This is a genomic window from Nonomuraea sp. bgisy101 (genome assembly GCF_057708945.1).
The window spans coordinates 182,959-206,332 of sequence record NZ_JBYITD010000009.1 but is presented as its reverse complement, the minus strand read 5'-3'; the positions used below and the strand labels follow the sequence as shown (position 1 = coordinate 206,332).

The following is a 23,374-nucleotide window of genomic DNA, read 5'->3' as shown; positions in this document are numbered from 1 at the left end:
GGCCGCCGGATGCTCGCGCCCTTCGCCCTGGCCAGGACGCCTTTTGCGACGAGCCCTCCGTCGACGGATCCGGTTGTGATCGGGAGAACGTTGCATGTTCATGCGTGACACTGCATAATCTTCTTCATGTCCAAGGTCCTCACCTCCCTGCCCACCGGCGAGCGGGTCGGCATCGCCTTCTCGGGCGGCCTCGACACCTCGGTAGCCGTCGCGTGGATGCGCGACAAGGGTGCCGTCCCGTGCACCTACACCGCCGACATCGGCCAGTACGACGAGCCCGACATCGCCTCGGTGCCCGGCCGCGCGCTGGCGTACGGTGCCGAGATCGCGCGCCTGGTCGACTGCCGCGCGGCGCTGGTCGAGGAGGGCTTGGCCGCGCTCACCTGCGGTGCGTTCCACATCCGCTCGGGCGGGCGTCCCTACTTCAACACCACGCCGCTCGGTCGCGCCGTCACGGGGACCCTGCTGGTGCGGGCGATGATCGAGGACGACGTGCAGATCTGGGGCGACGGCTCGACGTTCAAGGGCAACGACATCGAGCGGTTCTACCGGTACGGCCTGCTCGCCAACCCCCACCTGCGCATCTACAAGCCCTGGCTCGACGCGGACTTCGTCTCCGAGCTCGGCGGGCGCAAGGAGATGTCGGAGTGGCTGCTCGCCCACGACCTGCCCTACCGCGACAGCACCGAGAAGGCCTACTCGACCGACGCCAACATCTGGGGCGCCACGCACGAGGCCAAGACCCTGGAGCACCTCGACACCGGCATCGAGACCGTGGACCCGATCATGGGCGTGCGGTTCTGGGACCCGTCGGTCGAGATCCCCACCGAGGACGTGACCATCGGCTTCGACCAGGGCCGCCCGGTGACGATCAACGGCAAGGAGTTCGCCTCCCCTGTCGACCTGGTGATGGAGGCCAACGCGATCGGCGGCCGGCACGGCATGGGCATGTCGGACCAGATCGAGAACCGCGTGATCGAGGCCAAGAGCCGCGGCATCTACGAGGCGCCGGGGATGGCGTTGCTGCACGCGGCCTACGAGCGGCTGGTCAACGCGATCCACAATGAGGACACCCTGGCGAACTACCACAACGAGGGGCGGCGGCTCGGCCGGCTGCTGTACGAGGGTCGCTGGCTCGACCCGCAGGCGCTGATGCTGCGCGAGTCGCTGCAGCGCTGGGTCGGCACGGCGGTCATCGGCGAGGTGACGTTGCGGCTGCGGCGGGGTGAGGACTACTCGATCCTGGACACCTCCGGCCCTTCCTTCAGCTACCACCCGGACAAGCTGTCGATGGAGCGCACCGAGGACTCGGCGTTCGGCCCCGTGGACCGGATCGGCCAGCTCACCATGCGCAACCTCGACATCGCCGACTCGCGCGCCAAGCTCGAGCAGTACGCCAGGCTCGGCATGGTCGGCACCACCCATCCCGCGCTCATCGGCGCCGCCCAGGCGGCCTCGACCGGGCTGATCGGCGCGATGCCGCAGGGCGGCGCCGAGGCCATCGCCTCGCGCGGCACGGTCTCCGGCGACGACGAGATGCTCGACCGCGCCGCGATGGAGCTCGGCAACGACTGACGGTTCCTCGAACCGGCGGAGGGCTGGTCCGGCGGCGCCTGGCGCGGCCGGCCGGACCCGCGACTGCGCCGGCCGGTCGAGGAGACCTTCGCCTGGCTCACCGAGCGGCTGGCCGGACTGCTGGCCGACAGCGGCCGGCTCGACGCGCTCGGCCGCGCCGTGCACGACGCCCTGGTCGAGACGATCGGGATCCCGCCCGACGACCGGTTCCAGGTCCTGGTGAGTCACGACGGCACCGGCGGCACGCTGCGCTACGACGACTTCCTCGCTGTGCACCGCGACGACGGCATCGTGTACGTCGCGATCACGATGCGCTCCGGGCGCACGCCCGCGCAGAAGCAGGCGCTGTACCGGCGCGGCGGGCGGACGATCTCCTGTCGGCTCGCGCACCCGTCCGTCCTGTGGGCGGCGTCACCTCATCAGTGGTCCGCAGTCGTGGTGGATCGTCCGAACCTGGAGCCCGCCCAGTCGGACATCTGGCGGATCCGGTAGTACAGCCGCGGCGGCATGTGCGGGAGCAGCCGGGAGTGCCGCTGGCCGAGCAGGGCGAACAGCTGTTGCGGGGGAAGGTTGATGTAGCGCGAGAGGTTCTCGTACCACTGGGCGCTGCAGCGTGCCTCCCTCTGGGTGGACCGGATCGCGTACTGGCGCTCCTTCTCGTAGCGGGCCAGGGCGGGCTCGAGGTGCGTGTCCCCGTGGAGCGCGGTGACCAGGAAGGCGGCATCCCCCATCGCGAGGGCGGTGCCCGCGCCGATGGAGTAGTGCGTGGTGTGCGCGGCGTCCCCGAGCAGGACGAGGTTGCCCCGGTACCACGTCCGGTTGGTCAGGGTGCGGAAGTTCAGCCAGTGCGCGCTGCCGTCGGCGTTCGCCCGGCCGATCAGCGGGTGCCCGTCCAGCGTCTCGGCGAAGATCTTCTCCAGGAGGGCCAGGCTGCCGGCCTCGTCGGCCTCGTGCAGCCCGAGCCCCTTCCATGTCGTGGGGGAGCACTCGATGACGCAGGTGCTGTGTTCCTTGCCGTACCCGTAGCCGTAGAACCAGATCCAGCCGTGCGGGGTCTGCGCGAAGGCGAAGGTGAAGGAGTCGAAGATCTTGGTGGTGCCGAGCCAGATGTAGCTGTTCCGCCCGACCGTGACCTCGGTGCCGAAGTGGTCGGTGTGCCGCTCGCGCAGCACGCTGTTGACGCCGTCCCCGGCGACGACGAGGTCGGCGCCCGCCACCTCCTCCTCGCTGGTGATCTCGTGCTCGTACTCGAGGCGCACGCCGAGGGAGCGGGCCCGGTCCGCGAGGATGCCGAGCAGCTCGCGCCGGCCGATGCCGTAGCCCACGTCGCCTTCCTGCACCGTCACCGTGGCGCGGTCGTGGACCCGCACGATCCAGCTGTCCCAGCGGACCGAGTTCTCCCTGATGGCGCGCGCGGACTCGGCGTCGGTCTCGTGGAGGCTGTCGAGCACCCTGTCCCAGTAGGTCACGCCCCAGCCGTACGTCGACCCGGCCGGGTTCCGCTCGTGGACGGTGATGTCATGGGACGGGTCCACCAGCTTCATCATGATCGAGAAGTACAGGCTGGCGGGTCCGCCGCCGACGCAGGCGACCTTCACACTAGCTCCCAATGCTACGTAATGTAATCAATTAGTAGCATAGAGTAGCAGGTGAGGTGCAGAGCGGACGATCCCTTCCTGCTGAGGCACTGGTCACGAGATGACCAACGATCCCGCTGCGGAGAATCGGTGGGCCGTGGCAACGACCCTGCGGCGAGCGCCCGCCCAGTGCCTCGCCGGGCCGGGCGCCCCTGTCCGCGGCGCCCGGTAAACGCGTTGCCGTCACACGGTGCCGCCGTCAGGATCGGGACATGTATCTGATCGCATTCATCGGAGCGTGCGTCCTGGTGGCGATGGTCCCGGGTGTCAGCACCGCGGTCATCCTGCGCCAGACCATCAGGGCCGGCAGGGGATCGGGGCTGGCCGCCACGCTCGGCAACGAGACCGGCATCCTGCTGTGGGCGCTGGCCGCCGCGTTCGGCCTGTCGGCGCTGGTGCTGGCCTCCGAGCTGGCCTACGACATCATGCGCGTCGCCGGCGCGGTGGTCCTGGTCTACATGGGCGTGCAGTCGCTGCGGCGCAAGGACCACGCCGAGGTCGAGGTCAAGGCCGTCGACGGGTGGCGCAAGTCCTACCTGGCGGGGTTCGGAACGTGCCTGGCCAACCCGAAGGCGGCGGTGTTCGCCATGTCGTTCCTGCCGCAGTTCGTGCCGGAGGGGCAGAACGTCCCACTCACCCTGATCACGCTGGCCCTGGTGTGGGTGCTGGTCGACACCGTCTGGTACGGGGCGGTCATCTGGGCGGTGGCCAGGGCCAGGGCGGTGCTGGGGCGGCCTGCCGTGCGGCGGCGGCTCGAGCAGATCTCCGGTGTGGTGCTGATCGCGCTGGGCGTGCGGTTGGTGGTCGAGGCCAGATAGCGTTGGCCGCATGACGAACGACCTGGCGACCCTGGTGCGACAGACGGAGGACGACGATCCGCTCATGGCGCTGCGGGCCACCGCCGCGCTGCGGCGCGAGATCGAGCGCATGGAGGCGGTCCAGGTGCGCAGGGCCAGGGTCAAGGGGCTGGCCTGGTCGATGATCGCCGACGCGATCGGCGTGACCAAGCAGGCGGTGCACAAGAAGTACGGCGGGCGGGGACTGCTCAGCGGAGGAATGTAGCGAACCAGCCCGGCGCGACGTTCCACGAGTAGCCCGGTGGGACGGCGGGATGGTCGCCTCCACCGGGGGGGCCGCGGTCCCTGCGCGCCCGCCCGTCGCCTCATTGTTTCGGGGTCGGCAAGAGGCCGTGCGGGACGACGTGGCTGAACGTGGCCGAACGTGGCTGAACACTGCCTCGGACAAGGGTGATGGGGCTGGGCGCTGGCGCAGACCTGCGAATACAACCACGGCTACCCCGCCTCGCTGAAACTCGCGATCGACACCGTGCGCAAGGAGTGGGCCGCCAAGCCCGTCGGGTTCGTCTCCTACGGTGGACTCGCCGGCGGGCTGCGCGCGGTCGAACAGCTGCGCCAGGTTCTCGCCGAACTGCGTGCCGTCACTCTGCGCGACACGGTCAGCTTCCACTTCCCGCACGACCACGTGGAACAGAGCGGACGCGTCACCGACTCCGCCGTCGCCAAGGCGGCCGAGACCGCGGCACACACCCTGTTCGATCGGCTGACCTGGTGGGGGAACGCCCTGCGCGCCGCCCGCGCCGCCCGCCCCTACGCCCTGGCGGGCTGAGCGCCGGTCCTGCTTCAGCCTCTGGCAGCCGGCGGCCGGCCCGTCCCGGACCCGTCCTATTCGGGGGCCTGGACCGTGCCGATGCCCAGCGTGCTCTGCATGGGCAGCATCCCGGTTTCGAAGATCGCGCCCAGGAACGGCAGGCTCAGCTCGGCCAGCCTGGCCGCCCGCTCCTCGCCCAGCGCCAGCCACGGCCCGGCGGCCAGTTGGTCGGTCATGCGCTCGACCTGCTCCCGCAGCGCCCTTCCCGCCTCGGTCGCCGCCCCTTCGGCGTCGATCAGGCCCCGCGAGGCGAGCCGGTCGCGCGCGGCCGCCCACTCCTGCTCGCTCCAGCCCCTGCCGGCGAAGTTGGCGACCGGCGCCGCGCCGATGGCGGCGAAGGAGACGAGCGCCTCGCAGCCGTCCAGTCCGGCCGCCTGCAAGGCCGCCAGGTGCCCGTCGCCCCGGTGCTCGCGCAGCACCGTGTAGGCCTGCCAGAGCGCAAGATGCGGCTCGTCGGGCCAGGGCAGGTCGAGGTTGGCCGCGGCCGTCGGGCGGCCGGAGACGTCCGCGCTCTCGGCGGCCCGCATGGCGAGTTCGGCCGCCTCCCGCTGGTTCACCCGCTCGCCCAGCAGGTCGCGCAGGGTCCTGTCCATGCCGCGCAGCCTGGCCTCCAGCGCCTGCTCGGGCGTGGCCGTCTCCCAGATGTCCGGCACGTGCTCGGCGATCATCGCGGGGCTGAAGCTGTAGTAGGTGGCGGTGACCTGGTGCGGTCCGGCCTTTCCAAGGGGCGCGGTCCGCCAGGCGAAGTAGCTCGGCCAGCGCGACTCCACGTCGTAGCCGAGCTTGGCGGCCTCGTCGAAGACCTGGGGCGCGAAGTAGACCGCCGCGTGGACGGGTTCGATCTGGTGCCACATGCGCCGGGCGAGAGACATCTCAAGAACCTCACTGTCTAGGTACGATATGCCAGTGACGATAGACGGATGGCGCATCACTGGTCAATCCCAAATAGACAGTTATGTTGGCGAGAATGCCGAGCTGGCGGTGCTCATGGTCAACACCCTTGTGGTGACTCATGCGCACGGCCGCCGGGTGGAACCGCCCGCGACGGGGGAGGAGCGCCGGGCCGCCCTGGCGGTCGTGCGGCCGTCCGCGGCCCGCCTCGATCTCGCGGACGCCGACACGCTGGCCGCCGCCGCCGCAGTGCTGCGCTCGCTGTTCGCGCGGGACGCCCGCCTGTCGGCGCTCAACGACCTGCTGATACGGCACGCCGCGGTGCCCAACCTGCACGGCGATCCACCGAGGCTGGCCTTCCACCGGCTCGAGGCGTCGTTGGGGGATGCCTGGATCGCCCAGGCGGGCACCGCCCTCGCGATGATCATCGGGGTGGGGCAGGGGAGGCGCCTGGGCTCCTGCGAGGCCGGCGGATGCGACCTGGTCTTCGTCGACACCACGCGCAACGCCTCGCGCCGTTTCTGCGGCCTGTCGTGTCAGAACCGCGCCAAGGCCACCGCCTATCGCGCTCGCCGCGGATCTACTTAGTAAAGGGCGTCGGCTGGAACCGGTCCGTGGGTCACGCCGCCGGCGCTCGCGGACGCAGGGACACCGCCGACGCCGACATGAACAGGCACAGAGCGACGGGGATGCCGAGCGCCGGTGGCAGGCCGACCAGCTCGGCCGCGCCACCGATGATCACTGGGCCGAGCATGAGCCCGGCGTAGCCGAGCGTCGCGACCTGCGCGATCGCCTCGCCGGCCCGTGCGCGATCGTGGTTGCCCGCCGCGGAGAACACCTGGGGGACCATGGTCGCCAGGCCCAGGCCGAACAGGCCGAACCCGGCGATCGCCCAGACGGGCTCGGCGGCCAGCAGCGCCAGCCCGAGCCCGGCCGCGGCCAGCAGTCCCGACCAGCGCACCAGCGCGACGGGTCCGAAGCGCAGCGCGAGCCGGTCGCCGGCGAACCTGCCCGCGGTCATCGCGACGGAGAAGGCCGCGAACGCGAGTGCCGCAAGACCCGTCGCCGCGCCGAGGTCCTCGTGCAGGTAGACGGCGCTCCAGTCGCCCGCCGACCCCTCGCCGAGCAGCCCCGCGAACGCCATCGCCCCCATGAACACCACCCTGCCGTGCCACCTGACCCGCCGGGCGCGGCGCTCCTCGCGGCGGGCCGGCACGGAGGGCAGCAGCGCGCTTCGTGCCAGGACGGCGAGCGCGGCCAGAGGGACGGTGACCAGGGCGAAGGTGATGCCGGGGGAGACCTCCAGCCACGCGGTCAGCGCGCCCGCCGCGGCGCCGAGCAGCCCGCCCGCGCTGTACATGCCGTGGAAGGAGGACATCAGCGGCCTGCCGTAGACGCGCTCCACCTCGACCGCGTGGGTGTTCATGGACACGTCGAGCGAGGCGTTGAGCAGTCCCCACGCGAACAGCGTGACGATCAGGAAGGCCAGGTCGGGGGCGAACCCCGCGGGGATCAGCGCGAGGCCGCAGGCCGCCCCCGCCGGGACGAGCACCCTGGCGCTGCCGATTCGGTCGGTGAGGCGTCCGGCGAACTGCATCCCGGTCACCAGGCCGACGGCGACGGCCAGGAGGGCCAGGCTGAGCCGGCCGTCACTGAGGTGCAGCGACTGCTTGATCGTGGGGATGCGGGCGGCCCACACCCCTGAGACGATGCCGAGCAGGGCGAAGAAGAAGCAGACGGCGATCCTGGCCCGGCGTGCGATCACTCTGCGAGTCTGTCAGACGAGCACCTTGTCGACGAAGGCGGACAGTTTGGTCCTGGTGCGCTCGATCTGCTCCTCCACCGAGAGTGACTCCTCCATCCTGGCGCCGGGGTCTGGGGTCTTCATGCCGCGCACGTAGAGCGAGCAGGCCAGGTCGGTGCAGACGTAGACGCCGACGGAGTTGCTCTGCCGTCCTGCCTCGCCCGCCCTGCGGGCGGTCATCAGCGAGACGCCGTTGCCCGGATGGGTGGTCAGGCACAGGGAGCACATGCTGCGCTGCAGGAAAGCACGCTGCTGCGCGGGAAACCTGAGCGCGACGCCGACGAGACGGCCGGCGTGCTCGGCCACGATGTAGCTGCGGTCGGGCGCGCCGGGGTCGCGCCAGCCCAGGAAGTCGAGGTCCTCCCACGGCCAGTCGACGAGATCGCGCGGGACGGCCAGACGTTTGGCCTCGCCCTTGGAGCAATTGACGAACGACGTACGAATGTCCTGTTCAGTGAGTTGCTTCATGCCGCGACGCTACAGTTGCCTAGGAGTATTAGGCAAAGGAGTTTTCATGGCGCGTGCTGGACTGACGACCGAACGCGTGGCGATCGCCGCGGCCGACCTGGCCGACAGGATCGGCTTCGACAAGGTGACGATCTCGGCACTGGCACGCGGGTTCGGGGTCAAGGACGCCAGCCTGTACTCCCACGTCAGGAACCTGCAGGACCTGCGCCACAGGGTCGCGATGATCGCCGCCCGCGACATGGCCGAACGCATCGGGCCCGCGGTCGACGGCAGGGCCGGCAAGGACGCGCTCGTGGCCTTCGCCCACGCCTACCGCGACTTCGCCCTGGCCCATCCAGGGCGCTACGCCGCAGGACAGATCCAGCTCCCGCCCGAACTGGTCGCCGAGTCGCAGGCGCACCAGCGCGTCTTCGAATCGTGCTATGCGCTGCTGCGCGGCTACGACCTGACCGAGCCCGACATGACCGACGCGGTGCGGGTCCTGCGCAGCGCCTTCCACGGGTTCGTGAGCCTTGAGGCGAGCGGCGGCTTCGGGCACCCTCGCGACGTGGGGACGTCGTGGGAGCGCGCGATCGACGCCCTCCACGTGATGCTGGAGCACTGGCCCCGCTGATCCGGCGGTCAGGCGGTGGTACCCGCGTCGACCGTGATGGCGGCTCCGGTGATGTTCCTGCCGCCTTCGCCGGCCAGGTGGGCGACCGTGGCGGCGATGTCGCCGGGATCGCAGTAGCGGCCGAGCGCGGTGTAGCCGCGCTCGGCCTCCGCCTCGGGGCTGTCGGCCGGGTTCATCTCGGTGTCCGTCGATCCGGGGTGGACGAGGTTGACCGTGATGCCGCGCGGTCCCAGGTCCCTGGCCAGGCCCTTGGTCAGGCCGATGAGCGCCGACTTGCTCATCGCGTACAGCGTCCATCCCGGGTACGGCACGCGCTCGGCGAGGCTGCTGCCGATGCCGATGATCCGCCCGCCGCTTCGCATGTGCCGGGCGGCCGCCTGGGCGAGGACGAACGCGGCGCGGGCGTGGACGGCCAGCGTCGTGTCGACCTCGTCGAGCCTCACCTCCTCCAGCGGCCCGTACGGCGCGATGCCGGCGTTGCTGACCAGGATGTCGATCCGGCCGAAGGCGGCGACCGCGCGCTCGACGGCGGCGACCAGCTGGGCGGCGTCGGCGGCCTGCGCCTCGACGGCCAGCCCGCGGATGCCGGCGGCCTCGATCTCCTTGACGACGGCGGCGGCGCGATCGGCCGAGCGCGCGTAGGTGATGACCACGTCGGCACCGTCGGCGGCCAGCCGGGCGGCGATGGCGGCGCCGATCCCGCGGCTTCCCCCGGTCACGAGTGCGACCTTGCGTGTCATGACTCTCCCCTTTATCCGGAACTCGTTCCGCTTCAACCTAAACCGGAATTAGTTCCGGTTGCAAGGGGTCCAGTAGCCTGTGATCGTGAACGCCGTCGCGAACCCGCGGCGCGAGCGCGTCGACGCCGCTCGCAACCGGGTGAAGATCCTCGCCGCCGCCGCCGGCATCGTCGCCGCCCACGGCGTCGAGGGGTTGTCCATGGCGGACGTGGCCGCCGCGGCGGGGGTGGGCGTCGGCACGCTCTACCGGCGCTTCGGTGATCGCTCGGGGCTGGCCTACGCGCTGATCGACGAGCGGGAGCGAGAGTTCCAGGAGGCCTTCATCGAAGGGCCGCCGCCGCTCGGGCCTGGGGCGGGCGCCCTGGAGCGGATGCGCGCGTTCCTGCACGCGTTGACCGACAGGACCGTGGAACAACTGGACCTGCTGCTGATGGCCGAGACCGCCTCGCCGTTCGCCCGGTTCGGCGGCGCCTACGCCGCCTACCACGCGCACCTGTCGATGCTCATCGGGCAGGTCGAGCCGGAAGCCGACGGCTACGTGCTGGCCGACGCGCTGCTGGCGCCGCTGGCCGCGCCCCTGCTGGCCCACCGGATGCGGGAGTGCGGGGTGACGCCCGAGCGCGTGAAGTCGGGGCTGGACGACCTGGTGGCCGGTTTCGCCTGACGCCCGTGCCGCTACGGCGTGGGCCTGGGGCGCACGCCGTTCAGGGCGAGGTCGAGGAGCCGGTCGGCCTGCGCGGCGCCGTCGGGCTCCTGCTCGGTGGCCAGGGCGATGGCGTTGACGAGCGTGAGCAGGTCCGCGATCGTGACATCGGCGCGCACGGCGCCCGCCTCGCCGGCCCGGGCCAGCAGCCGTGCCCCCGCGCTCGTGATCAGTGCGTGACAGGTGGCGCCCAGAGTCGGGTCCCCCTGGAGCGAGCCGCGCAGCAACGACGCCGCCAGCCCGCGATTGGACGCGGCATGCGTGACGACGGCGCACAGCCAGACGGCCAGCGAACCTCCCGGGTCGGGGCCGGCGGCCAGTTCCCCGGCCTCGGCGCACAGTGTCTCGACCTTGTCGCGGAAGACGGCCTCCAGCAGCGCCTGCCTGGAGGGGAAGTGCCGGTGCAGGGTGGCCGAGCCGACGCCCGCGCGCCGCGCGATCTCCTCCAGCGACGCCTCGGCCCCGTCCTGCGCGATGGCCGCGGCGGCCGCGGCGAGGATCCGCTCGTAGTTGCGTCGCGCGTCGGCGCGCATAGGCCGTTCGGGCATCGGGTCTCCGTGGGCTTGCTAAACGGGGTGGTCCTCCGTATCGTACTCGAACTGTAAGTGGAGGATCCCCCCGTTTGAGGAGTTCGATCGTGAAGAGATCCATCGTGGTCGCGGGCGCCACCGGCCTGCAGGGCCGCGCGGTCACGACCCACCTGCTCGCCGCCGGATGGGACGTGCGAGCCATGACCAGGGACCCGGACGGCACCCCCGCGAAGGCGCTGGCCGAGACGGGCGCGCGGATCGTGCGCGGGGAGATGGCGGACGTGGCCTCCCTGGCCGCGGCGGCCGAAGGGGCCTACGGACTGTTCAGCGTCCAGCCCACCGTCGGCTCCCCCGGAACGGCGGCGGGCTTCTCGGCGGAGGAGGAGGTCCGCTGGGGACGCAACGTGACCGAGGCGGCGCGCGCGGCCGGGGTACGGCACCTGGTCTTCACCTCGGTCGCAGGCGCGGGCCGCCACGGCAGCGAGAGGCTGCCGCGCAACGTGGCGAGCAAGGCGCTGATCGAACAGCACATCACGGCCCTCGGCGTGCCCGCCACGATCCTGCGGCCCGTCTCCTTCATGGAGAACTACACCGGCGGCTACCACTTGCGTGACGGCACGGTGACCACCCCGTTCGCGGCCGACGTGCCGCAACAGGTCATGGCCGTCGACGACCTGGGCGCCTTCGCCGCCATGGCGTTCGCCGAGCCCGCCGGGTGGATCGGGCGGGCCGTCGACCTGGCGGGGGACGAGCTGACGCCGGTGCGGATCGCGGCGGCCATCTCGGAGGCGATCGGGCGGTCGCTGCCGTACGTGGAGATCCCGATCGAGGCGGTCAGAGAGGTCGACGAGGAGTTCGCCTTCGCCTACGAATGGCTCAACGAGCGCGGCTACCGGGCCGATCTCGCCATGACGCGCCGGCTGCGCCCGGAGGTGATGGACCTGCGAACGTGGCTGGCCAGGTCGGGAGCGGCCCGCATCGCTTCCTACCTCGACGACGTCGAGCGGGAGTGAGGCCCACCGGACTCGATCAGGCCGGCGAGGCCTCTGCGGCAGGCACTAGGGTGGGGGCATGCTTTGACGCCCGCCCCGTATCAGGGCACCCCCGTGACCTCCTTCATCGTCGCGTCCCCACCCCGCACCACATGAAGGAGGCTCCTGCCTTGAACACGTCGACTTCCATCGACGTCCCCGACGCGTTCGCCGCGTCCTACGGCTCCAACGGCGCCGAGGCGCGCGCCTGGCTCGCCGGGCTGCCCCGCCTCGCAAACGATCTCCTGAGCCGCTGGGGACTACGGCGTGACGGCCCCGCCGCGTACGGCATGGCCTCGCTCGTCCTGCCCGTACTCCAGGCCGACGGCACGCCCGCCGTCCTCAAGCTCCAGCAGCTCCGCGAGGAGACCGCGGGAGCCGCCACCGGCTTGCGCGCGTGGCGGGGCGGCGGCATCGTGCGCCTGCTCGACCACGACGAGGACAGCGGCACCCAGTTGCTGGAACGGCTGGACGCCTCCAGGACGCTGTCCTCGGTGACCGACGACGACGTGGCCATGCGGATCCTGGCCGAGCTGATGGCCCGCCTGACCTCGGTGGCGGCACCGAAAGGCCTGCGGCGACTGTCCGACGTCGCCGCCGCCATGCTCGACCGGACTCCACAGGCGGTACCGGCGCTGAGCGACCAGGAAGAGCGGAAGCTGGTGCGGACCTGCGCGTCCGCCGTGGCCGAGCTGGCCGGCGAACCCGGCGACCGCCTGCTGCACTGGGACCTGCACTACGACAACGTCCTGGCAGGGGAGCGGGAACCCTGGCTGGCCATCGACCCGGAACCGCTGGCGGGAGACCCCGGGTTCGAGCTGCTTCCTGCGCTGGACAACCGGTGGGACGAGGTGGTGGCGACGGGCGATGTGACACGCGCCGTGCTCCGCCGCTTCGACCTGCTGACCGAGGTCCTCGGTCTGGACCGGCGGCGGGCGACCGGCTGGACGCTCGGGCGGGTGCTGCAGAACGCCCTGTGGGACATCGAGGACGGCAGGACCGCGCTGGAACCGGCGCAGGTCGCCATCGCCACGGCCCTGCTGCGCCGTCCGGCATAGCCACTCCGTCCGGCATAGCCACTCCGTCCGGCATAGCCACTCCGTCCGGCATAGCCACTCCGTCCGGCGCACTCCCGTCCTGGCCGGTCAGCCCGCGCGTCGCCGGCCCGCCGAGGCCCCCTCGGCGAGTTGCTCGCCGAGGGGGCTGCGGCGGTACAGGACCTGCCGTCCGTCGCGGTTCCTGGTGACCAGACCCGTGGCGTACAGCACGCGCAGGTGCTGGGAGACGGCGCTCGGGGTCACCCTCAGGCGGCGGGCGAGCTCCACCGTCGGCAGCGGCTCGTCGAGCAGCACGAGCAGTCCCGCTCGGGGCGCGCCGAGCAGCGAGGCGAGAGCAGCCGGATCCGGGGTCGGCGCCGGGGCCCACAACGTGGCCACTCCGCGGCTGGGGTAGGCCAGCAGCGGCGCTTCCTCGGGGCTGACCGGCGGGGCGGGCTTGTGGGCGAACACGGACGGCATCAGCAGCAGCCCCCGGCCGGACGCGGCGACGCGGTGCCTGCCGACCATCTTGTCGATGTGCAGCACCCCGTCGTGCCAGCGCAGGTTCGGGTGCATGTCGGCGAACAGCAGGCGCGCGCCGCCCACGGCCAGCTGCCGCGCGCGGTAGGTCATGTCGGCCTCCAGCACCAGCCGCATCTGCGGCCACGCGGGTTCGATGGCCAGCTCCCAGAAGCGCTGCAGCAGGTCGCAGACGGTGTCGCGGAACCTGGCGGCAGAGGCGTCATCCTCGGGAACCGGCCCCGCGACCAGAGCGGCCAGCAGATCGCGGCGGACTAGTTGCGGGGGCGCCTGCCGTACGACGGACAGTCCCTCCTCGATGGTCGGGGCGAAGGTCGCGGGACGCGGCGTCAGGAAATCGGGAAGGGCGAGTTTCCTGCCGACCAGGGACATCAGCAGCTCGGCGTCCGGCGGGTCGAGGCTGCCGAGAACGGACCTGCGCCACGGCAGGTGCAACGCGTACAGGCCGGGGTCGCGCAGCACCCGCAGGCTGCGTACCGTCTCGTGCAACGGTGAGACGGCGAAGCGCGTGTCCGCGAGGTCCTCGACGCCGAGCTCAAAGCTGATCATTAAGCTGTACGCTACATCAATTGGCGCGAAGGCCTCGGTGTCGTGGACTTCATCGCATGACATCTACAGTTCACGGACGGACGGCGATCGTCACAGGCGGGGCACGCGGCATCGGCGCCGCGGTGGCCAGGCGGCTGGCGCGGGACGGCCTGGCGGTGGCGGTGATCGACCTGAACGAGGCGGACTGCGCGGACACCGTCGAGGCGATCACGAGAGAGGGCGGGTCGGCGATCGCGGTCGCCGCCGACGTCGCCGACGAGGGCCTGGTCGACGACGCCGTCGCCCGGGTCGCTGCCGAGTTGGGGCCGCCGACGGTGCTGGTCAACAACGCCGGCGTCGGCCCCCGCGCCGGCATCGCCGAAATGACCACCGAGCAGTGGGACATGGTCCTGGGTGTCAACCTCCGCGGTCCGTTCCTCGTCACCAGGGCGGTCTGCCGGCACATGATCGACGCCGGGTGGGGACGCATCGTCACCATGTCGAGCATCTCCGCGGTCGGCGACGCGGCCCGGGTCGACTACGGGAGCGCGAAAGCCGGCCTGATCGGCTTCACCAAGTCGCTCGCCCTCCAGCTCGGACGGCACGGCGTCACCGCCAACGCCATCGCGCCCGGCTTCGTCGTGAGCGACATGACCAGGGCCTCGGCCCGGCGGCTCGGCCGCGACTTCGAGGAGTACCAGCGCAGCGCGGCGCAGTCCATCCCGGTCGGCAGGGTCGGCCGGCCCGAGGACATCGCGCACACCGCCTCCTACCTGGTCAGCCCCGAGGCGGGGTTCGTCTCCGGCCAGGTCATCTACGTCGCGGGCGGCCCGGTGGACTGAACCCCGCCCCCCGCTCCATGCCTCATGCGGTCGGAGGGCGCGGGTGCCAGCCGGTGGGTGGAGCCGGCGCGTCCTGGACCAAGCTCCTCGCCGCCGTGTCAGGACCGGCCTCCTCCGCCACCGTGCAAGCCCGCCGGCCGGACATTTCGCGTCCGGTGCCCTCTCGGAGATGGGTCCCTCATCCTTCGTTGTCCCATGCGGCCGGTTTGTGTCACGGCGTTCCCAGCAGGGATGCTTCGCGGTGCGAACCCGGCTGCCGCTTCGCCGGTCCGTGACCGAAGTCTTCGCTCAAGTGAGGTGAGTGTGCGTCAGCCATCCGGTGGCCCCGTGGAAGCCCAGCCCGTCGCGGGCCGCCGCCTGGTCCTGCTCCTGGCCGTGACGTGCGGCGTGGCCGTGGGCAACCTCTACTTCCCCCAGGCGATCAGCCCCCTGATCGCCTCAGGTCTGCGCGTACAGCCTGACGCGGCCGCCCTGGTCGTCACCGCCGTACAGCTCGGCTACGCGCTCGGGATCTTCCTGCTGGTGCCGCTCGGCGACCGGCTCCCGCACCGGCCCCTGGTCGTCACCCTGCTCGGCCTGACCGCGCTGAACCTCCTCGCGGCGGGCGCCGCTCCGGCGCTGCCGCCACTCGTCGGCGCGGGCGTGCTCGTGGGCGCCACGACGGTGATCGCGCCGATCGTCGTCGCTCTGGCGGCGGGGCTGGTGCCCGACGACCGTCGCGGCGCCGTCACCGGCACACTGTTGAGCGGCTCGATCGGCGGCATGTTGCTGTCCCGGGCCTTCGGCGGCAGCGTCGGCGAATGGCTGGGCTGGCGGGCACCGTACCTGACGGCCGCGGCGGCGGTCCTGCTCCTGGCGACGGTCCTGGCCTTCGCGCTACCCGCGACGACCCCGCCATCGAGGCAGCGCTACCCGGCGCTGCTGGCCGAGACGCTGCGCCTGCTGCGCCGCGAGCCGGACCTGCGCCGCTCCTGCTTCTACCAAGCGACGATCTTCGGGGCCTTCACCGCCGTCTGGACCGGCGCCGCCCTCCTGCTGACCAGTCCCGCGTACCGCATGGGCGCCCAAGCCGTCGGCGTGCTCGCCCTGGTCAACATCGCAACCATGCTCGGCACCCCCTTCGCGGGCCGCCAGGTCGACCGGCGGGGCTCCGACACGGTGAACCTCGTCTGCATGCTGGCCGTGATCGCGTCGGCCGCGGTCCTGTGGGCGGGTGGCCTCGGCGGCGTGACGGGCCTGGTCGCCCTGGGGCTGGGCACGCTCATCCTGGACGTGGCGATGCAGTCGGGCATGATCGCGAACCAGGTGCGGATCTTCGCCCTCCGGCCCGAGGCGCGGAGCCGGTTGAACACCGCGTACATGACGTGCGCGTTCCTCGGCGGCGGCCTGGGCTCGTGGCTGGCGGCCCGCGCCTTCACCCGGCTCGGCTGGCAGGGTGTGTGCGCGCTGATCGCGGCACTCGCCACGCTGGCCCTGGCGCGCCACCTCCTCCACCGCCGACACAGCCCTCGCACCCCGGCCACCTCGATCGCGCCGACCTCGATCGCGCCGACCTCGATCGCGCCGACCTCGATCGCGCCGACCTCGATCGCGCCGACCTCGATCGCGCCGACCTCGATCGCGCCGACCGCCGCCGCATCCACCTCCGTCCATCCTGCCTCCGGCTCGTCCTCCGCCTCCGCCTCCGCCTCTGGCTCGGCCCCGTCCTCGTCCTCCGACTCGGCCTCGTCCTCCGGCTCCACGGCGGTCCCGGGCTCCACCACCACGCACCCCAGATAGCGCGCCTGTCCGGTGCGCGGTCAGGGCTCGGATGGAGCGTGCCCTCACGTCAGGGCCGGCGGCTCCGCGCACGCGGCGGTACATGCCCGGGCATGGGGCGGAGAGGAGCGCCGTTGAGGTGGCGGGGGAGGGCTCGGGTCGGTCGTGCAGCCGGGGCCACGCCGGGCCCGTGGCCGACCCGGGGAGGATGTGGACACGCTCTCCTGCGTCCCGGGAGAGCGCACCTTTTCGGTCGTGCCCACGAATACGCGGTCATCCGCAGGGTTCGGCTGGGCGGATCCGCGGGATTCGATCGGGTGGAACTGTCGGTGGCGGGGTGCACGATGGTCGGTATGAGTTCGTGGCAGGAGTTCGAGAAGCAGGCGCCCGAGCTGGCGGCGACGGTGCGGGGGCTGCTGGACGCCCACAAGCACAAGACGCTGGCCACCATCAGGAAGGACGGCTCGCCGCGTATCAGCGGTACGGAGGTCGACTTCAAGGACGGGGAGCTGTGGCTGGGGTCGATGCCGGGCGCGATGAAGGCGTTGGACCTGCGGCGCGATCCTCGGATGGCCCTCCACGCGCGTCCGACCACGCCTGACGAGGCCGACCCGTCCCGGTGGGCGGGCGACGCGAAGCTCTCGGGGAGAGCGCTGGAGGTCACCGACCCCGAGGTCCTGGCGAGGTTCGAGATGCCGGGCGAGGGACCGCACCTGTTCAGGGTCGACGTGACGGAGGCGGTGTGGACCAGGGTCGAAGGCGACCTGCTGGTGATCGACATGTGGCACGAGGGCCGTGGCGTCCGGCAGGTGAAGCGCAAGTAGGAAATCTACTTTGTAAAGGCGCCGGCCGGGGTCGACGACCCCGGCCGCACCAAGCCAAGACATCAGCAACCAGGAGCCGCCTCAGTGGACGGAGAAGCCGCCGTCCACGTAGAGGATCTGGCCCGTGATGAAGGCGGCCGCCTCACCGGCCAGGAAGACGGCGGCGCCCGCGAAGTCGGCGGGCACGCCGTTGCGGCCGACCATGTGGCGGGCGGCGAGCTCCTCGACGCGTCCGGGGATCGACTGCGCGGGCTCGGTGAGGGGCGTGAGCACGAAGCCCGGAATGATGGTGTTGACCCGCACGCCGTACTTCGACCATGCCTCGGCCTGGGAGCGGGTCAGACCAGCGATGGCCGCCTTGGCGGCGCCGTACACGCCGCTGTTGCCGAAGGCGCTGACCGTCTGCTGGGAGCCGATGTTGATGATGCGGCCCCAGCCCTGGTCGATCATGTGGCGGGAGGCGTGCTGGCCGAGGAGGTAGGGGGCGGTGAGGTTGACCGCGATGGTCTGCTCGTAGTCGTCGTCGGTGAGGTCGGACATGGGCCTGCGGATGTTGTTGGCCGCGTCGTTGACGAGGATGTCGATGTCGCCCGCCTGCGCGCACACGCGGTCGACGTCGGCGCGCCGGCCGAGGTCGGCGCTGATCCACGAGGCCTTGACGCCGTGGGCGTGGAGCTTGGCGGCGGCCTCCCGCAGCTCGGGTTCCCTGCGGGCGACGATGGTGACCTCCGCGCCCGCGCGGCCGAGGGCTTCGGCGATGGCGTAGCCGATGCCGGAGCTGCCGCCGGTGACGAGGGCTGTGCGGCCGCGGAGCGAGAAGAGTTCGCGCAGGTAGTCGGACACGAGCCGAAAAGCTATCACTCGCGGCGATGGTCCTGAGGAGACGGGTGCTGTCGCGGCGTTGCGTCGCTCGTCCTCCCGGTGGCCGGCGCGGGGCGCAGCGCTCGGCTGTGGGAGAAGCCGCCGGTGGCCGAGCAGATGGGCGGCCCGGCGGCCAGGGGCGGAGCGTGTGCTCGCTAGGCGTTCTCGTCGGGGGTCGTGCGGTCGATCAGTCGTTCGTAGCGCTGCCTGGCGGCCTGCGGGGTGCCGAGGCCGAGTCCGAAGGCGATCTCCGGCCAGGTCATGCCGCGCCCGCGCGCCATCTGCAGGAGCCCCGCCTCCAGCTCGTCCATCTCCCCGCGAGCTAGAGGGATCAGGCTCAGGGCGGCGGTGATGTCGGCCCTGTCCACCTCGGGCTCGCCGTCGTCAAGCTGTGCGGCACCGCTGAGCAGGAACGACACGAGCCTGACGGCTTCGTGCGGTCCGAGGACGGAGGGATGGGTCTGCCGGCTGCGCTGCTCGTCGGTCGCGGCGTGCCGCTCGGCGATACGGAGCAGGGAGGCGTAGACGCGCTGTGCCCGAGTCTGTTCTGGATGCGCGGGCGTGAAGGGGTCGGGGGTCGATGACATGCGACCAGCATGGCGTGGCACATAAACGGTTGTCAACTATTCGTTGTGAACATTTCGTTTGCACGCGTCGGCCGCCAGGCATCACGGTGCTGGTGCGGCTGGTCGGGGAGGTGCGCGGGCGGAGAGCGAGCGGCCGCACGCGCAGCTGTCGGGCCGGTCGTCGGCCCAGATGCGCGCCACGCTGGTCGGGTTGCTGGCGGTGCCGGACGGTAAGCGCCGTTCGGAGCTGGAGCGGTTGTGTACAGCGCCGACAAAGGCCTTGGGCCGGGTGATGGCCGAGGAACTGCGCCGGGTGGCGGAGATCGCCGAACTCGGCGCCGGAGAGGTGACCACGATCCGGTGCCGAGCAGCTGCGCGCCGAGCACCTGCGCACCAGGACGACGGCACCTGCCTGGACATCGGCCGCCATCCGCTGCCCCTCCCGCCCCGGCGCGCGGCTCTCCTACGCCAGCGGACCGCCGCCCCTGTCAATCGCAGCCGCATGGCCATCCCAGCCACCTGGTTGTTCGCGGGCCGCGTCCCTGGCCGGCCCGCGGCCCGTTCGGGTTCAGCCGCAAGCTCCTCGAACACGGCATCGACGCCCGCCCGGCCCGCAACGCCGCCCTCGTCGCCCTGGCCGAAGACATCCCCGCGCCGGTCCTGGCCGACGTCCTCGGCCGCACATCGACACCGCCATCCGATGGGCTGAGATCGCCAAACGGGACTGGAGCGCCCACCTCGCCGCCCGCAATGTTATGGTCCGGCCATGATTCAACAGCGATCAACGGGACCGGCCGGCTTCAAGTAGTGCGCCAGGAAATACCTGGCGGCTCAGGGAGCCTCATGTCCCACACTGCCCATCACATTGATCGTCCGATTCTCGACGGGAGCGGCCTGAGGGGAACGCCATGGCGATCGGTGAGGATAGTTGATCTCCGTTACAGTGCCGCCTGCCTGCGGCAGGCACGGCGAGCCGGTCACCGGCCACGCCCGATGTCTCTCCGCCACAAGGTTGACGTCTACTCCTGGGCCAGGGCCGATCTCCGGGACCGGTCCGTAGCCCACTGGGCCCGCACCGAGGAGCGTCAGGCGCGCCAACGCCTGCGTCTCAGGCTTGAAGCCATCCGCCAGAGGGTCAATGCCACCATCGATGGCCCTTTCGCCGTCGAGGCCATCGATGATTTCGAAGTCCACCCCGCCCGACACCGTCGCAACGCCATCTGGCAGTACTGATCACGGAATACAACCACACGCGCCATGACCTGGCGTCGAGCTGCGGGGACGCCGGATCTCGCCGGTCGACGTCATGTTCCCCCGCCAGGCGTCCGCGATCGGGCCTGCGAGCAGCGGCCGGTCCAGCTCACCGGCGGTGAACGTCACGCCGGTGAGCCGTGCCGCCAGCGCGAACGCCCGCGCCAGGCCGTGCTGCGCCAGATCGTCAAGCCTGACCTCCCACTCGTCGTCGTCCTCGGTCCCATCAGGGGGCAGACCGACCTCGCGCATGAGGCGGTTGAGCCGGTCCTTGTCGGCGCCATAGCGATCGTCCGGCGTGACCGGCCCGAAAGTGGTGATCACGCTGCCGTCGACCGCGTAGCCGATGTAGTCATCCGCGTAGTCGTGCCGGGTGACGGCCACGACCTCGGAGCCCGCCGACAGCCGAGCCAGCCTCTCATCCATCGCCGCCGACCAGCCCAACGGCTCGACCGCCACACACCACTCACCCACCGCTACAACCCCGACGTAACCGCCGCCTTCTCCGCCACCCGTCTCCATGACGAAGTCACCGACCTGCGAGGTCAGCTCGGCGAAGCTCATCTCCCTCGCCCCGCCGGAGCCGAAGCGGCGCACGTCGACCAGAGGGCTGGTGCGATGAGCCGCTCATCGTTGTTCCGCATGGTGACCTGCCGACCCTCTAGTCTTCCCTCTCGTGTCCCGACGATCATGGATGCTCTGGACCGCGGCCGTGCTGGCCGCGCTCGCTCCCAGCCTTTACTTCTGGGTCTCGTCGCTGCTGTCGGAAGACGACGGCACCCGGTACTACGCGTACATGTCCTCCGGGCGGTGCACGGGCGCTCAGATTCACTCGATGACCCCGGAACACCTGACATCGCACATCCCGCTCTTGGACTACGGCGGTGCACCGCTGCTCGTCCTGGCGCTGGCCGGCTGGTACGTGGGCGCACGGACCGGCCGGGACCGGCTCGGCAGGGTCGTCGCCCGCTGCGCGGCCGCGGTTCTGCTCCTCCGGCGCCTGCCCGATCTCCTGCTGCTCTCGCTCGACGGGGCGCTCGGGCCGGAATGCCTGGGCGCCTGGGGGCCGCCGGAGCTGGTGAGCTCGCAAGCGGGCTGGGACCTCTACCACCTGGCGCCCCCTGTTCTGGTCCTGCTCGCGGTACGGGTCCCGCGGCGGGCGTTCGTCAGGCGCGGCCGACTCGCGCGTACGGCCGCCACGATCCTGACCGTGACGGCGACCCTGCTCGTCACGGCGCAGGCGGCCCCGGCCGGCGAGGTGAGCACAGAGGGCGAGCTCGACTGCGCCGGCTTCGGCGGCGGCACGGTCAAGAGGCTGAGCGAGGCGGAGAAGAAGTTCCTGTGCGAGGTCCGCGGCTACAACAGCTTCTACGGCGACGGCGGCATCGAAGGCTGGCAGGACGCTCCCGACCGGGTGGTTGTGACACAAGGCCACCACCTCTGCCGTGTGGCCACCCAGCACGGCGGCGATACCGGCGTGCCGGCCGTGCGGGACGCGCCGCACGGGCCGCTGGCGCACGCGCTCGGTCCGCTGTGCCCGGCAGTTGCCCGATGGCAGGAGCAGGAGGGCGCACGGAAGCAGGCTGAGGAGGCGGCGTACCACGCGGCGAAGGACAAGGCCTGCGGCCGGCATCGCCCGCACCGCCCGAAGATCAAGCCGGTACGGCAGGGTCGCGCCACCATGTGGACCGAGTTCTGGACCATCCTCGGATGGGAGGAGGGATTCGAGGGCGCTGACCCAGATCTGGTCGAAGAGCTGGTCGGCAGCGAGCGCGGTGGGCTGGCGATCTGGGCGGCCGACGAGATCGGCCACGCGTGCGTCACCGTCGAGTCGTACCGCCGGCGACCGCCGCTGGAGATCAAGGGGTGGGACGAGGTGGTGGAGGTCGACTACGACAGCCCCAGCGGCACCCTGACCCTGTCCGACGGCAACGGAAAGAGCCTGACCGGCCTGACGACCGCGGGGCCCGGGGCATACCGGGTGCGGGTGCACCTGCGCGGGCGCAAGCTCGTCTACCAGGTGCCGGACCCGCCTGACGGCGCTGTGGAGCTGCTGATCATGGTGTTCCCCGGTGAGCAGACGAAACCGGTGGTCTACCGATAGCGAGTCACCGAGCGCGCGCTGTTGTCCATGCTCCCCAGCCGGCCTGGCGATCGCCGCCGTCGTGGTGGTGCCGCCGCCCTGGAAGCCCTCATCACAGACCGCTGACAGGCGAAAGATCACAGGTCGCCACCGCTGATTTCTGCGGTCAGCCTCCTCGAAGGCCGATCGCTCTGCGGCATGTGCATGGGCCACCGGCAGCGCCTGCCGGGCGGGGTTGGCGGTCAGCTGCCGGGGCGCCGCCAGGGTGCGCCGGGGTCCATGGGGCGGGCCTGGCCGCTGACCTGCAGCGCGTAGGTCGGCCGGTTACGGCCGGGCACCGGGCCGAGGTAGGGGTGGCCGGTCAGGTGGCACCAGGCGGGCAGATCAAGCGGCGCGGCCGGGTCGGTGGCGATCACGTGGACGACGGTGCCGGCCTCCAGGCCGGTCACGAGACGGGCCAGCTGGATGAGCAGCAGCACGCACCGTGCGTCGCCCCCCGTCCAGCACCACCGGCACGGCCGGACTGCCGTCGTCGCCATCCGGCGGGTCGCCATCCGGCGGGTCGCCATCCGGCGGGTCGCCATCCGGCGGGTCGCCATCCGGCGGGTCGCCATCCGCGGGGTCGAGGGTCGCGGGGTTGCCGTTCGTGGGGTCGCCGTCCGCGGGGCCGGGGGTCGCGGGGGCGGCGTTCACCTGCCTGTGGCTCATGCCGCTGTCGCTCCTGCGGCAACGGGGAGGTCGGCCAACCGCCATTCGAGCATGCCGTCGGCCAGCCGGGCGGCATCGCGGCCGCGGGCGGTCAGCGCGCGGACGGCTTCGTGGGCCAGCACGCAGTAGGCGCCGCGGCAGTAGGCGACGATGGTGCCGTCGGCGGGCAGTTCGGCCAGCCGGTCGACCAGCTGGTCCAGCGGGACGGAGATGGCTCCGGGGATGTGTCCTGCGGCGTACTCCTCGCCGGGCCGGACGTCGACCAGGATCACCTCGCCGGCGGCGATGCGGTCCTGCAGCTGCTCCCGCGTGACTTCTTCAGTGACTGTCCCGGCGTCGCCGGTGCCGAGGTAGGCGGCGCGGGCCCGCTCGACCTCGGCCAGGTGTACGGCGCCGACCTGGCGCAGCAGCGCCCACAGTGCGGCCACGTCGTCGCCGGCCAGCCGGTAGAAGACCTTGGTGCCGTGCTTGCGGGTGACCACCAGGCCGGCCTGCTTGAGGACCTGCAGATGGTTGGAGGCGGTGGTCAGCCCGAGCCCGGCGGCCTGGGCGAGCGCCTCCACCGATCGCTCTCCCTGTGCCAGCAGATCCACCAGCTCGAGCCGTTTGCCGCTCGCCAGTGCCTTGCCCACGGAGGCGAACGCGTCGAACAGCGCGGTCTTGGCGGCGTAATCGCCCATGGGACACTCCTCCATAAATCCTTGGAATACTGTAGG

Annotated in this window: 25 protein-coding genes and 2 pseudogenes; 15 read left to right on the top strand and 12 right to left on the bottom strand. The window is 71.5% G+C overall.

Annotation, left to right across the window (positions count from 1 at the left end):
* Positions 1 to 126: 126 nt before the first annotated feature.
* Together argG and AC3EO4_RS19180 are read left to right on the top strand one after the other, a co-directional pair.
* Positions 127 to 1,575, top strand: coding sequence for an argininosuccinate synthase (argG, locus tag AC3EO4_RS19185; protein WP_431896907.1), 1,449 nt, complete (start codon positions 127 to 129; stop codon positions 1,573 to 1,575).
* 63 nt (positions 1,576 to 1,638) lie between these two features.
* Complete coding sequence (locus AC3EO4_RS19180) at positions 1,639 to 2,067, top strand: tautomerase family protein (protein WP_379572560.1); 429 nt, start codon at positions 1,639 to 1,641, stop codon at positions 2,065 to 2,067.
* Here the strand turns inward: AC3EO4_RS19180 and AC3EO4_RS19175 are convergent.
* Entirely contained in the window at positions 1,995 to 3,173 is a 1,179-nt protein-coding gene (locus tag AC3EO4_RS19175) for an FAD-dependent monooxygenase (protein ID WP_379572515.1), read from the bottom strand. The genes AC3EO4_RS19180 and AC3EO4_RS19175 overlap by 73 nt on opposite strands.
* A 251-nt stretch (positions 3,174 to 3,424) precedes the next feature.
* Between AC3EO4_RS19175 and AC3EO4_RS19170 the strand changes: the two genes are divergently transcribed.
* The 3 genes from AC3EO4_RS19170 to AC3EO4_RS19160 all read left to right on the top strand — a co-directional run bounded on the left by AC3EO4_RS19170 (position 3,425) and on the right by AC3EO4_RS19160 (position 4,838).
* A complete protein-coding gene (locus AC3EO4_RS19170) occupies positions 3,425 to 4,030 on the top strand; it encodes a LysE family translocator (RefSeq protein ID WP_379572514.1) in 606 nt (201 codons plus the stop codon).
* 10 nt (positions 4,031 to 4,040) lie between these two features.
* Entirely contained in the window at positions 4,041 to 4,274 is a 234-nt protein-coding gene (locus AC3EO4_RS19165) for a hypothetical protein (RefSeq protein WP_379572513.1), read from the top strand.
* Between the two features lie 264 nt (positions 4,275 to 4,538).
* Positions 4,539 to 4,838, top strand: a complete 300-nt coding sequence (locus AC3EO4_RS19160) for an NADPH-dependent FMN reductase (protein WP_379572512.1) — start codon at positions 4,539 to 4,541, stop codon at positions 4,836 to 4,838.
* Positions 4,839 to 4,894: 56 nt separating this feature from the next.
* Here the strand turns inward: AC3EO4_RS19160 and AC3EO4_RS19155 are convergent, their stop codons facing one another.
* Positions 4,895 to 5,752 carry an SCO6745 family protein gene (locus AC3EO4_RS19155; protein WP_379572511.1) on the bottom strand — a complete coding sequence of 286 codons (858 nt, stop codon included), beginning with the start codon at positions 5,750 to 5,752 and terminating at the stop codon, positions 4,895 to 4,897.
* Positions 5,753 to 5,786: 34 nt separating this feature from the next.
* Here AC3EO4_RS19155 and AC3EO4_RS19150 point away from each other — a divergent pair, with 34 nt between their 5' ends.
* A complete protein-coding gene (locus tag AC3EO4_RS19150; protein ID WP_379572510.1) occupies positions 5,787 to 6,359 on the top strand; it encodes a CGNR zinc finger domain-containing protein in 573 nt (190 codons plus the stop codon).
* Positions 6,360 to 6,390: 31 nt separating this feature from the next.
* Here the strand turns inward: AC3EO4_RS19150 and AC3EO4_RS19145 are convergent, their stop codons facing one another.
* Together AC3EO4_RS19145 and AC3EO4_RS19140 are read right to left on the bottom strand one after the other, a co-directional pair.
* The gene (locus AC3EO4_RS19145; protein WP_431896904.1) at positions 6,391 to 7,536 is read right to left on the bottom strand and encodes an MFS transporter; all 1,146 of its coding nucleotides are present in this window, start codon (positions 7,534 to 7,536) and stop codon (positions 6,391 to 6,393) included.
* A 12-nt stretch (positions 7,537 to 7,548) separates the two neighbouring features.
* On the bottom strand, positions 7,549 to 8,043 hold the full coding sequence (locus tag AC3EO4_RS19140) for an FBP domain-containing protein (RefSeq protein ID WP_379572508.1): 495 nt from the start codon (positions 8,041 to 8,043) through the stop codon (positions 7,549 to 7,551).
* A gap of 46 nt (positions 8,044 to 8,089) precedes the next feature.
* Between AC3EO4_RS19140 and AC3EO4_RS19135 the strand changes: the two genes are divergently transcribed.
* The gene (locus AC3EO4_RS19135) at positions 8,090 to 8,656 is read left to right on the top strand and encodes a TetR/AcrR family transcriptional regulator (protein ID WP_379572507.1); all 567 of its coding nucleotides are present in this window, start codon (positions 8,090 to 8,092) and stop codon (positions 8,654 to 8,656) included.
* Between the two features lie 8 nt (positions 8,657 to 8,664).
* Here the strand turns inward: AC3EO4_RS19135 and AC3EO4_RS19130 are convergent, their stop codons facing one another.
* The gene (locus AC3EO4_RS19130) at positions 8,665 to 9,396 is read right to left on the bottom strand and encodes an SDR family NAD(P)-dependent oxidoreductase (RefSeq protein WP_431896901.1); all 732 of its coding nucleotides are present in this window, start codon (positions 9,394 to 9,396) and stop codon (positions 8,665 to 8,667) included.
* An 85-nt stretch (positions 9,397 to 9,481) separates the two neighbouring features.
* Here AC3EO4_RS19130 and AC3EO4_RS19125 point away from each other — a divergent pair, with 85 nt between their 5' ends.
* Positions 9,482 to 10,060 carry a TetR family transcriptional regulator gene (locus AC3EO4_RS19125; RefSeq protein ID WP_431896899.1) on the top strand — a complete coding sequence of 193 codons (579 nt, stop codon included), beginning with the start codon at positions 9,482 to 9,484 and terminating at the stop codon, positions 10,058 to 10,060.
* Between the two features lie 11 nt (positions 10,061 to 10,071).
* Here the strand turns inward: AC3EO4_RS19125 and AC3EO4_RS19120 are convergent, their stop codons facing one another.
* Positions 10,072 to 10,647, bottom strand: coding sequence for a TetR/AcrR family transcriptional regulator (locus AC3EO4_RS19120; RefSeq protein ID WP_431896898.1), 576 nt, complete (start codon positions 10,645 to 10,647; stop codon positions 10,072 to 10,074).
* A gap of 89 nt (positions 10,648 to 10,736) precedes the next feature.
* On the opposite strand from AC3EO4_RS19120, the gene AC3EO4_RS19115 reads away from it, so the two are divergent.
* Entirely contained in the window at positions 10,737 to 11,642 is a 906-nt protein-coding gene (locus AC3EO4_RS19115; RefSeq protein ID WP_379572503.1) for an NmrA/HSCARG family protein, read from the top strand.
* A 131-nt stretch (positions 11,643 to 11,773) separates the two neighbouring features.
* A complete protein-coding gene (locus tag AC3EO4_RS19110) occupies positions 11,774 to 12,718 on the top strand; it encodes an aminoglycoside phosphotransferase family protein (protein WP_379572502.1) in 945 nt (314 codons plus the stop codon).
* Positions 12,719 to 12,805: 87 nt separating this feature from the next.
* On the opposite strand, the gene AC3EO4_RS19105 is transcribed toward AC3EO4_RS19110, so the two are convergent.
* Positions 12,806 to 13,786, bottom strand: a complete 981-nt coding sequence (locus tag AC3EO4_RS19105) for an ArsR/SmtB family transcription factor (protein WP_379572501.1) — start codon at positions 13,784 to 13,786, stop codon at positions 12,806 to 12,808.
* Positions 13,787 to 13,842: 56 nt separating this feature from the next.
* Here AC3EO4_RS19105 and AC3EO4_RS19100 point away from each other — a divergent pair, with 56 nt between their 5' ends.
* From AC3EO4_RS19100 to AC3EO4_RS19085, 4 genes and pseudogenes are all read left to right on the top strand, one after another.
* Positions 13,843 to 14,607, top strand: coding sequence for an SDR family NAD(P)-dependent oxidoreductase (locus AC3EO4_RS19100; protein ID WP_379572500.1), 765 nt, complete (start codon positions 13,843 to 13,845; stop codon positions 14,605 to 14,607).
* 24 nt (positions 14,608 to 14,631) lie between these two features.
* Positions 14,632 to 15,876 (top strand): annotated as a pseudogene (locus AC3EO4_RS19095) (MFS transporter); the annotation flags it as partial.
* Positions 15,813 to 16,187, top strand: a pseudogene (locus AC3EO4_RS19090) (hypothetical protein); the annotation flags it as partial. The pseudogenes AC3EO4_RS19095 and AC3EO4_RS19090, both read left to right, overlap by 64 nt.
* Before the next feature lie 531 nt (positions 16,188 to 16,718).
* Positions 16,719 to 17,189, top strand: coding sequence for a pyridoxamine 5'-phosphate oxidase family protein (locus AC3EO4_RS19085; RefSeq protein WP_379572498.1), 471 nt, complete (start codon positions 16,719 to 16,721; stop codon positions 17,187 to 17,189).
* 81 nt (positions 17,190 to 17,270) lie between these two features.
* Here AC3EO4_RS19085 and AC3EO4_RS19080 read toward each other — a convergent pair whose 3' ends face one another.
* From AC3EO4_RS19080 to AC3EO4_RS19070, 3 genes are all read right to left on the bottom strand, one after another.
* The gene (locus AC3EO4_RS19080; protein ID WP_379572497.1) at positions 17,271 to 18,032 is read right to left on the bottom strand and encodes an SDR family NAD(P)-dependent oxidoreductase; all 762 of its coding nucleotides are present in this window, start codon (positions 18,030 to 18,032) and stop codon (positions 17,271 to 17,273) included.
* Between the two features lie 173 nt (positions 18,033 to 18,205).
* Positions 18,206 to 18,637 (bottom strand): DNA-binding protein, encoded by a 432-nt coding sequence (locus AC3EO4_RS19075; protein WP_379572496.1) that lies wholly within the window; start codon positions 18,635 to 18,637, stop codon positions 18,206 to 18,208.
* Between the two features lie 1,212 nt (positions 18,638 to 19,849).
* Positions 19,850 to 20,464, bottom strand: coding sequence for a DUF6461 domain-containing protein (locus tag AC3EO4_RS19070; RefSeq protein ID WP_431896894.1), 615 nt, complete (start codon positions 20,462 to 20,464; stop codon positions 19,850 to 19,852).
* A 79-nt stretch (positions 20,465 to 20,543) separates the two neighbouring features.
* Between AC3EO4_RS19070 and AC3EO4_RS19065 the strand changes: the two genes are divergently transcribed.
* Positions 20,544 to 21,971, top strand: a complete 1,428-nt coding sequence (locus AC3EO4_RS19065; protein WP_488186345.1) for a hypothetical protein — start codon at positions 20,544 to 20,546, stop codon at positions 21,969 to 21,971.
* Between the two features lie 221 nt (positions 21,972 to 22,192).
* Here the strand turns inward: AC3EO4_RS19065 and AC3EO4_RS19060 are convergent, their stop codons facing one another.
* Together AC3EO4_RS19060 and AC3EO4_RS19055 are read right to left on the bottom strand one after the other, a co-directional pair.
* A complete protein-coding gene (locus AC3EO4_RS19060; RefSeq protein ID WP_431896890.1) occupies positions 22,193 to 22,429 on the bottom strand; it encodes a sulfurtransferase TusA family protein in 237 nt (78 codons plus the stop codon).
* 225 nt (positions 22,430 to 22,654) lie between these two features.
* Positions 22,655 to 23,338, bottom strand: coding sequence for an ArsR/SmtB family transcription factor (locus AC3EO4_RS19055; protein ID WP_431896888.1), 684 nt, complete (start codon positions 23,336 to 23,338; stop codon positions 22,655 to 22,657).
* Between the last annotated feature and the right edge of the window lie 36 nt (positions 23,339 to 23,374).

What these genes read in the sequence shown, in the direction of transcription:
- AC3EO4_RS19085 (WP_379572498.1), top strand. Translation starts at nt 16,719, where the DNA reads ATGAGTTCGTGGCAGGAGTTCGAGAAGCAGGCGCCCGAGCTGGCGGCG.
- AC3EO4_RS19100 (WP_379572500.1), top strand. Translation starts at nt 13,843, where the DNA reads ATGACATCTACAGTTCACGGACGGACGGCGATCGTCACAGGCGGGGCA.
- AC3EO4_RS19135 (WP_379572507.1), top strand. Translation starts at nt 8,090, where the DNA reads ATGGCGCGTGCTGGACTGACGACCGAACGCGTGGCGATCGCCGCGGCC.
- AC3EO4_RS19170 (WP_379572514.1), top strand. Translation starts at nt 3,425, where the DNA reads ATGTATCTGATCGCATTCATCGGAGCGTGCGTCCTGGTGGCGATGGTC.
- AC3EO4_RS19105 (WP_379572501.1), bottom strand. Translation starts at nt 13,786, where the DNA reads ATGATCAGCTTTGAGCTCGGCGTCGAGGACCTCGCGGACACGCGCTTC.
- AC3EO4_RS19155 (WP_379572511.1), bottom strand. Translation starts at nt 5,752, where the DNA reads ATGTCTCTCGCCCGGCGCATGTGGCACCAGATCGAACCCGTCCACGCG.
- argG (WP_431896907.1), top strand. Translation starts at nt 127, where the DNA reads ATGTCCAAGGTCCTCACCTCCCTGCCCACCGGCGAGCGGGTCGGCATC.
- AC3EO4_RS19055 (WP_431896888.1), bottom strand. Translation starts at nt 23,338, where the DNA reads ATGGGCGATTACGCCGCCAAGACCGCGCTGTTCGACGCGTTCGCCTCC.
- AC3EO4_RS19110 (WP_379572502.1), top strand. Translation starts at nt 11,774, where the DNA reads ATGAAGGAGGCTCCTGCCTTGAACACGTCGACTTCCATCGACGTCCCC.
- AC3EO4_RS19120 (WP_431896898.1), bottom strand. Translation starts at nt 10,647, where the DNA reads ATGCCCGAACGGCCTATGCGCGCCGACGCGCGACGCAACTACGAGCGG.
- AC3EO4_RS19140 (WP_379572508.1), bottom strand. Translation starts at nt 8,043, where the DNA reads ATGAAGCAACTCACTGAACAGGACATTCGTACGTCGTTCGTCAATTGC.
- AC3EO4_RS19130 (WP_431896901.1), bottom strand. Translation starts at nt 9,396, where the DNA reads ATGACACGCAAGGTCGCACTCGTGACCGGGGGAAGCCGCGGGATCGGC.
- AC3EO4_RS19075 (WP_379572496.1), bottom strand. Translation starts at nt 18,637, where the DNA reads ATGTCATCGACCCCCGACCCCTTCACGCCCGCGCATCCAGAACAGACT.
- AC3EO4_RS19165 (WP_379572513.1), top strand. Translation starts at nt 4,041, where the DNA reads ATGACGAACGACCTGGCGACCCTGGTGCGACAGACGGAGGACGACGAT.